This is a genomic window from Halomonas profundus (assembly GCF_020865425.1).
In the GTDB taxonomy this organism is placed as follows: domain Bacteria; phylum Pseudomonadota; class Gammaproteobacteria; order Pseudomonadales; family Halomonadaceae; genus Vreelandella; species Vreelandella titanicae.
The window spans coordinates 3,277,955-3,289,456 of record NZ_CP086344.1 but is presented as its reverse complement, the minus strand read 5'-3'; the positions used below and the strand labels follow the sequence as shown (position 1 = coordinate 3,289,456).

15 protein-coding genes are annotated in these 11,502 nt (G+C 53.5%); 14 read left to right on the top strand and 1 reads right to left on the bottom strand.

Going from position 1 to position 11,502, the window contains the following annotated elements; genetic code table 11:
* Positions 1–9 precede the first annotated feature (9 nt).
* The 9 genes from LMS44_RS14965 (at position 10) to rloA3 (ending at position 6,927) form a co-directional block, all read left to right on the top strand.
* On the top strand, positions 10–357 hold the full coding sequence (locus tag LMS44_RS14965; protein WP_022522732.1) for a Na+/H+ antiporter subunit C: 348 nt from the start codon (positions 10–12) through the stop codon (positions 355–357).
* The gene (locus LMS44_RS14960; RefSeq protein ID WP_278371533.1) at positions 354–1,958 is read left to right on the top strand and encodes a Na+/H+ antiporter subunit D; all 1,605 of its coding nucleotides are present in this window, start codon (positions 354–356) and stop codon (positions 1,956–1,958) included. Before LMS44_RS14965 ends, LMS44_RS14960 begins: the two co-directional genes overlap by 4 nt.
* Positions 1,955–2,428: a Na+/H+ antiporter subunit E gene (locus LMS44_RS14955; protein ID WP_022522734.1), complete on the top strand. Its 474-nt coding sequence runs from the start codon at positions 1,955–1,957 to the stop codon at positions 2,426–2,428. Before LMS44_RS14960 ends, LMS44_RS14955 begins: the two co-directional genes overlap by 4 nt.
* Positions 2,428–2,697: an MrpF/PhaF family protein gene (locus LMS44_RS14950; protein WP_022522735.1), complete on the top strand. Its 270-nt coding sequence runs from the start codon at positions 2,428–2,430 to the stop codon at positions 2,695–2,697. Before LMS44_RS14955 ends, LMS44_RS14950 begins: the two co-directional genes overlap by 1 nt.
* Positions 2,690–3,094 carry a monovalent cation/H(+) antiporter subunit G gene (gene mnhG, locus LMS44_RS14945; RefSeq protein WP_007113321.1) on the top strand — a complete coding sequence of 135 codons (405 nt, stop codon included), beginning with the start codon at positions 2,690–2,692 and terminating at the stop codon, positions 3,092–3,094. Before LMS44_RS14950 ends, mnhG begins: the two co-directional genes overlap by 8 nt.
* A gap of 223 nt (positions 3,095–3,317) precedes the next feature.
* Complete coding sequence (locus tag LMS44_RS14940; RefSeq protein ID WP_138800494.1) at positions 3,318–3,452, top strand: DUF2256 domain-containing protein; 135 nt, start codon at positions 3,318–3,320, stop codon at positions 3,450–3,452.
* Between the two features lie 63 nt (positions 3,453–3,515).
* Positions 3,516–4,961 carry a DASH family cryptochrome gene (locus LMS44_RS14935; protein ID WP_138800495.1) on the top strand — a complete coding sequence of 482 codons (1,446 nt, stop codon included), beginning with the start codon at positions 3,516–3,518 and terminating at the stop codon, positions 4,959–4,961.
* A gap of 86 nt (positions 4,962–5,047) precedes the next feature.
* Positions 5,048–6,316 carry a lytic murein transglycosylase gene (locus tag LMS44_RS14930; protein WP_022522737.1) on the top strand — a complete coding sequence of 423 codons (1,269 nt, stop codon included), beginning with the start codon at positions 5,048–5,050 and terminating at the stop codon, positions 6,314–6,316.
* Between the two features lie 41 nt (positions 6,317–6,357).
* Positions 6,358–6,927: a retropepsin-like aspartic peptidase RloA3 gene (gene rloA3, locus LMS44_RS14925; RefSeq protein ID WP_022522738.1), complete on the top strand. Its 570-nt coding sequence runs from the start codon at positions 6,358–6,360 to the stop codon at positions 6,925–6,927.
* Positions 6,928–6,946: 19 nt separating this feature from the next.
* On the opposite strand, the gene LMS44_RS14920 is transcribed toward rloA3, so the two are convergent.
* Positions 6,947–7,660, bottom strand: a complete 714-nt coding sequence (locus LMS44_RS14920) for a 16S rRNA (uracil(1498)-N(3))-methyltransferase (RefSeq protein ID WP_278371537.1) — start codon at positions 7,658–7,660, stop codon at positions 6,947–6,949.
* A 149-nt stretch (positions 7,661–7,809) separates the two neighbouring features.
* Between LMS44_RS14920 and phaR the strand changes: the two genes are divergently transcribed.
* From phaR to LMS44_RS14895, 5 genes are all read left to right on the top strand, one after another.
* Complete coding sequence (gene phaR / locus LMS44_RS14915) at positions 7,810–8,316, top strand: polyhydroxyalkanoate synthesis repressor PhaR (RefSeq protein ID WP_009287676.1); 507 nt, start codon at positions 7,810–7,812, stop codon at positions 8,314–8,316.
* Positions 8,317–8,383: 67 nt separating this feature from the next.
* Entirely contained in the window at positions 8,384–9,670 is a 1,287-nt protein-coding gene (gene purD / locus LMS44_RS14910) for a phosphoribosylamine--glycine ligase (RefSeq protein WP_138800497.1), read from the top strand.
* Positions 9,671–9,711: 41 nt separating this feature from the next.
* Positions 9,712–10,152, top strand: a complete 441-nt coding sequence (locus LMS44_RS14905) for an acyl-CoA thioesterase (protein WP_022522742.1) — start codon at positions 9,712–9,714, stop codon at positions 10,150–10,152.
* Entirely contained in the window at positions 10,152–11,024 is an 873-nt protein-coding gene (locus tag LMS44_RS14900) for a phosphoribulokinase (RefSeq protein ID WP_009287678.1), read from the top strand. The genes LMS44_RS14905 and LMS44_RS14900 overlap by 1 nt, the downstream gene beginning before the upstream one ends.
* Before the next feature lie 112 nt (positions 11,025–11,136).
* Positions 11,137–11,478: a histidine triad nucleotide-binding protein gene (locus LMS44_RS14895; RefSeq protein ID WP_022522743.1), complete on the top strand. Its 342-nt coding sequence runs from the start codon at positions 11,137–11,139 to the stop codon at positions 11,476–11,478.
* Positions 11,479–11,502: the final 24 nt, after the last annotated feature.

Below are 11,502 nucleotides of genomic sequence, written 5' to 3'. Positions count from 1 at the left end.
AGGCACAGCATGGAACCATTAATGGCAGTGGCGATTGGCCTGCTGTATGCGACGGCTATTTTTATGATGTTGCGTCGTTCTATCGTCAAACTGGTGATTGGTCTGATGCTGCTCTCTAATGCCGCCAATTTACTGATTTTTACCACGGCGGGCATGACCCGTGGAGCACCTCCGCTTATCCCTGAGGGGATGATGCTGCCGCCCAGCGGGGTAGCCGACCCCTTACCCCAAGCGGTTGTGCTGACGGCCATTGTGATTGCCTTTGGGGTGCTTGCCTTTGCCGTGGTATTGATTCGACGCGCCTACGAAGTCGTTAAGGCTGATGATCTCGATAAGATGAAGGATACTGATACGTGAGGCCTGAAGTTGCTCTTCCCGTCCTCTTGCCCCTGCTAACCGGGGCAGTTTCCTTGTTGTTTTGGCGCGCGCGCCCCATGCAGCGCTTTTTGGCGGTGGCAGGTAATGTTGCGCTACTCATGGTTAGCCTGTGGCTGTTTGTATCTACGTTGTCAGATGGCTATGTCACCATGCAAATGGGTAGCTGGCCAGCTCCCTTCGGGATTACCTTAATAGCCGATCTGTTAAGTGCGGTGATGGTGTTAATGACCGCTCTTATCGGTTTGGCAATGGGTGTTTACTCGCTGGCCACCACTGGCCGCGGCCACGAAAAATTTGGCTACTATCCGTTAATGCACCTGCTGCTCGCCGGGGTGATGGGGGCCTTTTTAACCGGCGATATCTTTAACCTCTATGTATGGTTTGAGGTAATGCTGGTGGCCTCTTTTGCGCTGCTGATTCTGGGGGGAGAACGCGCGCAGATGGAAGGGGCGATTAAGTACGTCACCTTGAACCTGTTGGCATCGGTCATCTTCCTGACCGCGGTGGGGCTACTCTATGGCATGGTGGGTACACTCAACATGGCCGACATTGCGTTGCGCATGGATGAGGCAGAGCACACCGGTATGGTGGAAGTGCTTGCGGTCATGTTTATGGTGGCCTTCGGCATCAAAGCCGCCGCCTTTCCGCTATTTTTCTGGCTGCCAGCCTCGTATCACACCCCGCCTGTCGCTGTTTCGGCGCTGTTTGCCGGGTTGCTCACCAAGGTGGGGGTGTATGCGATGTTCCGTGTCTTCACCCTGATGTTCGATCAAACCATGGGCTATCTCCAGGAGATTATGCTCTGGGGTGCTGCCTTCACCATGGTAACAGGCGTGCTCGGTGCCGCCGCCCAGCATGAGTTTAGGCGAATCTTGTCGTTTCATATCGTCAGCCAGATTGGCTATATGATCTTAGGCTTAGCTCTTTACACACCTTTGGCGATCGCCGGTGGCGTGTTTGCCATCGTGCATAACATGGTGGTGAAGACCAATCTCTTCTTGATCAGTGGTATCACCCACCGTTTGCAGGGAACCTACCAGCTTAAAAAAATGGGCGGGCTGTACCGAGATCGCCCTTGGCTTGCCGTGGCGTTCTTTCTTTCTGCCTTCTCGCTGGCGGGGATACCGCCGCTGTCAGGCTTTTTTGCCAAATTTGTAATTGTGCGTGCGGGCCTGGAAGTTGAAGCCTATGTGGTGACCGGTATTGCACTGGCGGTGGGATTAATGACGCTTTATTCCATGGTGAAAATTTGGAATGAAGTGTTTTGGAAGTCGTTACCCGAAGATAACGACGTGCCTGCGACTGCCACGCCCACTGGTGACGACGGTCGGCTGTTAAAGCCTAGCCTGTGGATGATGTATTCGCCCGTTATGGTGTTGGCGTTATTTTCTCTGCTCATTGGTGTGCTTGCAGAACCTATTATGTGGGTGATGATGGGTATTGGTGATCAACTGTTTGAACCTTCGGGATATATCGAAGCCGTATTGGGTGCTTCAGCCAGTGCAGACGATGTTCTGCTGCAGCCAACGGGGGCGGCAGAAGATCAACCTGAGGCGGATGCTGGGGAGGCAGCGCAATGACCGGAGCCATTTGGAACCTACTGCTAGGCCTTGCTTGGGTACTGTTAAGCGGTGATTTTAGCGGCTTAAACCTCCTTGTCGGGCTAATATTTGGCTACATTACGCTGATACTCATCGAACCTCAGCTTGATTCCCTAAAAGGCTATCCTGCGCGAGTACCGCGTTTTATCGGCTTTATTGGTTTTTTTCTAAAAGAACTTGTTCAAGCCAACTTGCGTGTCGCTTTTGATATTGTCACCCCCCCTTGGCATATGAAGCCTGGGGTCATTGCGATGCCGCTTTCCGCGCGTACCGAAATGGAAATTACTCTGGTAGCCAATCTGATTTCATTGACACCAGGAACGTTGAGCCTGGATGTATCAGATGACCGTAAAGTCTTGTATATCCACGCGATGTTTTTAGACAATGAAGAGGAGCTACGGCGCAACTTAAAAGAGATGGAGCACCGGGCTTTGGAGCTATTTCGCTAATGGATACCGTCATTTTAATAAGCCAAGTCATCATGAGCCTGGCGCTTATCTTTACTTTTGTGCGTGTAGTGCGCGGGCCGAGTTTGCCTGATCGGGTGGTGGCGTTAGAGCTTTTTTCTACCACCGTGGTGGGATTGGTCGGGGTTTATGCCATCAAGTCTGACGTGGCTAGCTTTCTGGATGCCGCCATTGTGATCGCATTAATGGGGTTCTTAGCGGCAATTGCGTTTGCGCGCTTTTTGGAAAGGGGAGGCCCAAGGGATGATTGATTTCATAAAGGGCGCGTTAATCATTGGTGGTGCACTATTTATACTGCTTGCCTCAGTCGGATTGCTGCGGTTGCCCGATTTGTTAACCCGCATGCATGCCACTACCAAGGCTGCGGCGTTAGGCGTTATCTTAATTATGTTGGCAGCGGCCATGCACTTTGCTGAAGTGGGGATCGTGGCCCGCTCATTTGCCATCATCGTGTTTATCCTGATGACCGCCCCCGTGGCGGCCCACGTGATTGGCCGTGCCGGGTACTTTGTTGGCTCGAAGCTGTGGAGCGGTACCGTAAAGGATGAGTTGCGCCCGAACTATGATCCCTTAACCCATGAGCTTAAAAGCGGCCTGGAAACCCAGGAGAACGCCAAGCGCCAACCCCGCGAGACTGACCCTGACTAGGTTTGACTAGAGCAAACCACAGCGTAGTAGCCATTGAATAACCGCTGCTAAGCCACCTTCGGGTGGTTTTTTTGCGTCTGGAGATGGGGTGTATTAAGACACGAGTAATTAGTTCGCCCTTAACAAATAATGTACAATAAAATCATGTACAATAATTATACTGTATAAGATAATGCGTTCATGTTTTACCCCATGCCCCGCAGAAATGTGATTAAACGTGACCATGCGACGCAAACAACACCTGCCACAAAAAGACTGTGCTCAATGCCAGCGACCGTTTACTTGGCGGAAAAAATGGGCGCGCTGCTGGGACGAGGTGCGCTACTGCAGCGAGCGGTGCCGTCGTAGTGCCAAGTAGCCAAGCAAACCACGGTGATAACACCAAGTTCTGGGCAGGAATGTACCCCTAGGAGGCACAAACATGTACAGCACGATTGATATTGTCTGGCTGCAAGACGACCTGCGTATTGCTGATAATCCTCTTTTACACTTTGCCTCTCCTCCTAGTTATCTGATGTGTATCTACGTGTTAGATGAGCGATGGTTCTTGCCATTATTTGACGTCGAATCTACGCCGCGTATTGGGCCTGCGCGGTTGCGCTTTTTATGGCAAAGCTTAATGGAGTTGCGTGGTGAGCTCCTACAGCGTGGCAGCGATCTGCTGGTGCGCATTGGCAAGCCCAGTGATGTGGTGATTGAGCTGGCGTCAAAGTTAAACGCACGAGAGGTGCGTGTTGCTGACCATGCAGGGGTTGAGGAATTCGCGCATATTCAGGCGGTTGAGCAAGGCCTGCCTAGTCAAACGGCCCTCAATTGCATAGAGAGTGGGCGACTCATTGATCGAAAGGCGCTGCCTTTTGAGAGGGAAGCGCTGCCTGGGAGTTTTTCTGCCTTTAGGCGCAGTGTGGAGAGCGAATGTGCTGTGCCTGCCAGCCGCTGCGCTCCAATAACGTTGCCCCCTTGGCCCGAGGCGGCAAGGGGATTTCCGCCGCTAAAAGCCGTCTGTGAGCAGAGCGCTACCTGGCAGCCCGATCCTCGCCAAGGTTACGCTTATAGGGGAGGAGAGTCAGCGGCTCATGGGCGTCTGAAGGATTACTTGTGGCGTCAACAGGGCGGTGAAACCTACAAGAAAACCCGCAACGGGCTATTGGGGGCTAATTTTTCAACCCGCATTTCACCCTGGCTGGCGCGAGGTTGCCTGTCAGCTCGTCAAGTCTATGAGGCTGTGAAAGCGTGGGAAGCGGAAAACGGCAGTAATGAGTCAAGCTACTGGATTGGCTTCGAACTGCTCTGGCGGGAGTATTTTATCCGTACCGCTCAGTTGGAAGGGGCGAAAATGTTTGGCTCACGCCAGACTGACCAGCCGTGTGCCGCTTTCGATGCCTGGCGTAACGGTACCACGGGGTTGCCGTTTGTGGATGCCGCTATGCGGGAACTACTCCACACTGGCTGGCTATCCAATCGTGCCCGGCAAAACGTGGCTAGCTTTTTAGTTAAAGACTTAAAGGTAGATTGGCGTTTGGGGGCGTTATGGTTCGAGCACTGCCTGATTGATTATGACGTGGCCAGCAACTGGGGCAATTGGCGCTATATTGCTGGTGTTGGTCGCGATCCTCGCCAAGATCGTTACTTTAATGTGCTCAAACAGGCGGGCCATTACGATCCCCAGGGGCTCTATGTTGCTCACTGGCTGGAGCAGCTCGAAACACTTCCCAATGGCCTTGAGCGCCATCAGCCGTGGCGTGCAGACCCCTTGAGGTTTGATGCTCCCTGCGTTGTGCCCGAGCAGTGGGAGCGATGGCTAATTCCTCGCTGTGAAGTAGGCACTTTAGCTGAGTCGTCCGCCGTGGAGAGCGTTATAAAGTAATTATCACCTTCGGCCAGACCCTAGTATCTACCTCTTTTCTAGGCCATCATTCCAGATATGCCAAGGACTGCCTAAGGATCGATATAATGTCTGGTAATTTCTCTATTGGGCGGCGCTGCAGCCCTCTTTTGTGTGTTTCCATAGTCGCAGCGCTAAGCGCTCCTTTCGCGTCAAGCGTAGCGGTCGCTAACCCTCAGCTAATGTCAGAAGTCGATACTCAGGCTGCTTCTGAGGTTAGCTACGCTAATTTTCAGCAGTGGCTTCGAGATTTTCGCCAGTACGCTGCAGGCCAAGGGATCAGCGAAGCCACATTAAGCAACGCCCTGGATGGCGTTCGTTATCGTGAGCGTGTGATTGAACTCGACGGCTACCAGCCCGAATTTGTTCGCCCTATTTGGGAGTATCTGGATACCGCGGTTTCATCCACGCGTATTACTAACGGTCAAGAAAAGCTGGCTGATCACCGTGACACTGCTCAGCAAATGGAGCAGCGCTATGGGGTGCCAGCAGAAATAATCGTCGCCATTTGGGGCATCGAAAGTAACTATGGCAGTAATTTTGGCGATTTTTCGACGTTGGAGTCTCTGGCCACGCTGGCTTACGATGGTCGACGCCGTGACTTTGCTCGAGGTGAGCTGCTCGCGGCGTTACGGATTATTGATCAAGGTGATATCGCTGCTGAAGACATGAAGGGCTCCTGGGCTGGGGCGATGGGACATACTCAGTTTATTCCCAGTAGCTTCGAAGCCTATGCCGTCGATGGCGACGGTGACGGTCGGCGCGATATTTGGGACAGCATCCCCGATGTCATGGCATCAACGGCCAACTATCTTGACCGAGCCGGATGGCAAACCGGTCAACCCTGGGGTATTGAGGTACGCCTGCCCGAAGGGTTTGATTACGCCCAGACCGAACGCCGCAGCAGTGCCGAGTGGCGCAACCAAGGCGTACAGGCGCAGCAGGGCGAATTGCCGAACTTCGATAGCGCCGCTATCGTGGTACCCGCTGGCGCTAATGGCCCTGCATTTTTGGTAGGTGCTAATTTCCGTGCGATTTTACGCTATAACAATGCCACCAGTTATGCACTGGCCGTTGCGACTTTAGGCGATGCGATCGCTGGACGCGAGGGCATTCAGCACAGCTGGCCCCGGGATCAAGCGCCACTTACTCGTGACGATGTTCAAGAACTTCAGCGCGCGTTGAACCGGGTAGGATACTCTGTAGGCGGCGCGGACGGCATTATGGGGCCCAACACCCGGCAAGGTTTGCGGAACTTTCAGCGTGATCAAGGGTTAATACCGGATGGGTTTGCGACCCAGGAGTTACTTGAACAGCTACGCCAGCGTTCGCAGTAAGCAGTGTTAAAAGGGTGCTTCTAATTTCCAAGGATGATGTTATGCAGTTGATAGATAAGATGTTTTTTAACAGAGTGATGTTAGGTGCCGTGTTGTTAGGTTCTGGTCTGTCTGCTTCCATGGCGATGGCAGATGATGACCAGGTATTCGGCTGGGTTGAAAAAGCCACCCTGCAACCCTGGGATATCGAGGTAAAAGCCAAGCTCGATAGCGGAGCATTAACCTCTTCATTAGACGCTCGCGATATAGAGATGTTCGAGCAGGGTGACGAGGAGTGGGTGCGCTTTCGTTTGAAGCTTGAAGATCAAGCAAGCGGAGACGTATTCAGCGACCAAATTGAGCGGCCGCTTTATCGAGAATTGGCTGTTCGCGGAGCAGGCGGCCGCGACGAGCGTCCCGTGGTGTTGTTGGAAGTTTGTATGGGCGACACCATTTACGAAGAGCAGTTTAGTCTACGTGACCGTGAAGAAATGAACTATCCGCTGCTGCTCGGTCGTCGTACCATTAGCCACCTTGGCTTGCTGGATGTGCGTGAAACCTTCTTGCAGGAGCCCGAGTGTGGGGAAAACTCTACCGTTGTGCCCCACGACCCAGAAGATGAACAGTCCTAACTTACCTATCGATAAATGCTTAAAACAGCCGTGATAGAAGCGCGGTCACGGCTGTTTCAACGCGTAAAATGCGCGGGCCTAGATGCATACCCTCGCAACCTGCTAGCATTAGTTGCTCTACCTCCCAAGCAATAAAACCGCCCTCAGGGCCTACCAATAGCAGGGTAGGTTCACTTATGTCTCTTGGGCAAGCGTTGGGCATGCCAGGATGGGCTACGAGTCCGCGGCGTTCGCTGAGTAAGCCAGGCAGTTGCTGCTCCAAAAAAGGACGAAAGCCTTTGCTCAGGGTGACCGATGGTAGCTGGGTGTCGCGGGCTTGTTCTAAGCCGAGTACCAAGTGCTGGTGGATTTTCTCCGGGCGTAACTCAGGGGATTGCCAGTAGCTCTTCTCAACCCGTTTAGTATGTAGCAGGGTGATCTCTTTGACGCCTAGTGCCGTCACATGCTCTAACGTACGCGCCAACATACGGGGACGGGGCAGAGCCAATGCCAAATGTACGGGTAACGGTGGCGGCGGTGGTTCATCAAGGTTTTCTAATTGGAAATACGCGCGCTCAGCGTTGAGCTCTTTTAGCATCGCTTTGCCCATGGCGCCGCCTTGCACACCCACGGTGAGCCGGTCGCCAGGTGCCGATCGATGGACATCACGAAGGTGTTTTAGTCGGCGTGGATCGGTGATGCAGACGTGGCCGTCATTGGTGAGATCGTTGGGATTGAGCAGAATCAAATTCATAATGATGGTCTATTGGTCACAAAGCAGGCACGGTACGCCTTGCTAAACTATTAAGGTGGCTTGCATAGGCGCGTGGTGCAGGCACAATATCAGCAACGGAACCAGTAACGGGAATAAAAAAGTCCCTATCGCGTTTAAGGAGATGCGCCGTGCGCGTAATTCGCAAATATGCAAACCGCAGGTTGTACGATACTCAGCAGAGTCGTTATGTGACGCTGGAAGACCTGCGTCGTTTAATCATCGAAGAAGAGCCGTTCAGGGTGGAAGATGCGAAAAGCGGAGAAGACCTGACGCGGACTATTCTGCTCTCTATCATTATTGAGCAGGAGCAAGCGGATAGCGAAGCGGAAGTGTTTTCAAACGATCTTCTAGCGCAGCTTATCCGGGTTTACGATATGACCTCACCGTTGCCGCTGTCGCGTTACCTCGAACAGGGTACGCAACTGATGTTGGAGCAGCAGAAACGTTTGCAGAGCCAGTGGAAACAGGCAATGCGCAACACGCCGTTAGAATTTATGCGTGAGCTTGCCGAAGAAAACATGCGCTTTTGGCAAAATACCTTGAATCAGCCGGGTCAAGCCGATGAGTCGAGTGATGCTGAGCAGCCTGAGAGCGATAGCAACGATACCAGCAAAGATAACAAACCCTCCTCCTGACCCCACTTGGTGCTGCGCTGTGGCATAATGCCGCCGATATACGCTCTCCCGTTTGAGAAGGATGCACATGAAGGTTTTGATGATAGGCGGCGGTGGTCGCGAGCACGCCCTGGCTTGGAAATTGGCGCAATCTACCCAGGTTGAGCAGGTCTTTGTCGCCCCCGGCAATGCCGGCACCGCGGCGGAAGCGAAGCTGACCAACGTAGCGATTGCCGCAACGGATCTCGACAGCCTGGTCGCTTTTGCCCGTGATGAGCAGATTGGCTTGACCGTGGTGGGGCCGGAGGCTCCCTTGGTTGAAGGTGTTGTTGACCGGTTCCAAGCGGCCGGTCTGACTATCTTTGGCCCTACTCAGGCGGCTGCTCAGTTGGAAGGCTCAAAATCATTTACCAAGGACTTCCTGGCCCGTCATGATATTCCTTCGGCTGACTACCAAACGTTTACTGACGTAGACTCTGCGCTTGCCTATTTAAGCAAAATGGGCGCACCCATTGTGATTAAGGCGGATGGCCTAGCAGCGGGCAAAGGCGTCATCGTGGCGCTGAGTGAAGCCGAAGCTGAGGCTGCTATTCGCGATATGCTGGAGGCCAATACCTTCGGCGGTGCAGGCGCTCGCGTGGTTATCGAAGAGTTTCTGGAGGGCGAAGAGGCGAGCTTTATTGTCATGGTGGACGGCGAGCATGTGGTACCCATGGCCACCAGCCAAGACCACAAACGCGCTTATGATGGTGATACCGGCCCTAATACCGGCGGTATGGGCGCCTATTCACCAGCACCTGTGGTCACGCCCGAGGTTGATGCACGTATCATGGAGCAGGTCATTCTGCCCACCGTGAGGGGCATGGCTGCAGAAGGCAATGCTTATACAGGGTTCTTATATGCAGGCCTGATGATAGACGCGGCGGGTAACCCCAAGGTTATTGAGTACAACTGCCGCTTTGGTGATCCTGAAACTCAGCCAATCATGCTGCGCTTAACCTCTGACTTCGCTGAGCTTTGCTTAGCGGGTGCCCAGGGCAAGCTGGATGGGCAACGCTGCGAATGGGATTCCCGTGCAGCGGTGGGCGTGGTGCTGGCGGCCGGAGGCTACCCTGGCAGCTACCGCAAGGGTGACGTGATTCACGGTTTAGCTGCGGCTGAAGAAACGGGCTGCAAAGTGTTCCACGCCGGTACCGCGCAGGATTCCCAGGGCGAGATTATTACGGCAGGTGGCCGTGTGCTGTGTGTAACGGCATTGGGCAATAGCGTCTCAGCGGCGCAGCAGCAAGCGTACCAAGGCGTTAATGCTATTCACTGGGACGGCGTCGAGTGTCGCCGTGATATCGCCTTCAGGGCGATTGCCCGAGAGGAGTAAGCACGCCTTACGCTAAGCTAATACTGACGAGGAAACAGGGCATGGAGCGTGTCAAGCTGGACTTTCCCGCTGAGGCGGTCATACATCGTCACCCCTTGACCGTGAGGGTAACCGATATGAACTACGGCCGTCACTTGGGGCATGATGCGCTGGTATCACTGCTCCACGAAGCGCGCATTCAAGCCTTTGCTGCACTGGATCTGCCTGAGTGGGATATGCAGGGATACCCTTCGGTGGTCGCTGATCTCGCCGTTCAGTATCAAAGTGAAGCGCGCTGGCCCGATGGCCTAACGATTGCCACCGCTGTACCCGAGCCCCAAGGCAAAGCGTTGACGATCTATCAGCGCATCTACCAGGCAGATTCTCAGCAGGTAGTTGCTACCGCACGGATCAATCAGCTACTGATTGATCGTGCTACTGGGCGTCCTGTCGAAGTACCTGAGCAGGTTAAACAAGCGCTTTCCCACGCGAGGTATGGCTGATGTCTCGGGAGTATCCGATTATCGCGGTAACCGGTTCCTCAGGGGCGGGTACCACCACCGTGAAGCGCAGCTTTGAGCGCATGTTTCTGCGCGAAGATGTGCATGCAGCAATGGTCGATGGCGATGCCTTTCACCGCTATACCCGTGATGACCTGCACCGCATCTTCCGAGAAGAGCCAGAACGCAAAGACGAACTTTCGCATTTTGCCGTAGAGGCGAATTTGCTGGATCGTCTGGAAGGGTTGTTTAGTGAGTATGGCGAACACGGTTCGGGGACTTTTCGGCACTATATTCATGCTGAAGATAAGCAGAAAATTGAAGCAGGCTGCCGGGTAGGTACTTTCACCGAGTGGCAGTCGCTGCCCTGTGGTACCGACCTGCTGTTTTATGAAGGCTTGCATGGTGGGCTGGTCACTGAAGAGTATGACATTGCCCGCCATGTGGATCTGTTGGTTGGTGTGGCGCCGACCATGAATCTTGAATGGATTCAAAAGATCGACCGTGATACCAAGCTGCGGGGCTACTCACAAGAAGCGGTCATTGACACTATCCTGGGCCGGATGGATGACTATGTGCGCTACATCCAACCGCAGTTTTCGCGTACTCACATCAATTTTCAACGTGTGCCCACCGTCGATACCTCTAACCCCTTTGAAGTGCAGGATATTCCCACCGACGCTGAGTCGTTCGTGGTCATCCGTTTTCGTGATCCCTCCACCGTTGATTTCCCTTGGCTGCTGGCGATGATTAAGGACTCGTTTATGACCCGTCCGCACACGTTGGTGGTGCCGGGGGCGCGGATGTCGCTGGCGATGGAGTTGATTCTTGCCCCCTTGGTTAGGCATCTTCTTTCCCAGAGACGATTTCGTTAAAAGGTCGTGGGCTTGAAGCTACCTCTCACCGGTGCAATTCATCGGTGCAATCATCAGACTGGCAGAGATAATTCGACACTTAAGTGGCAAGTAGTTAATAAAGGAGAGCTGTATGGATTGTCTGTTTTGTAAAATCATTAACCGTGAAATTCCCGCTGATATCGTTTATGAAGATGACCACGTGTTGGCATTCAATGATATTGGCCCCCAGGCGCCTACTCATCAGCTAATCATTCCTAAAAAGCATATCGCCACGCTCAATGATATCGATGAGGCTGATATTGCCACAGTAGGGCGGCTTCAGTTTACCGCCGCCAAGCTTGCCCGCGAGCAGGGGTTTGCTGAAGATGGCTACCGCGTGGTGATGAACTGCAACGAAATGGGCGGACAAACGGTCTACCATATTCATATGCATCTACTCGGTGGGCGTGCATTCACATGGCCTGCCGGTTGAGTTCGGCAGATCGCTATCGCAAGT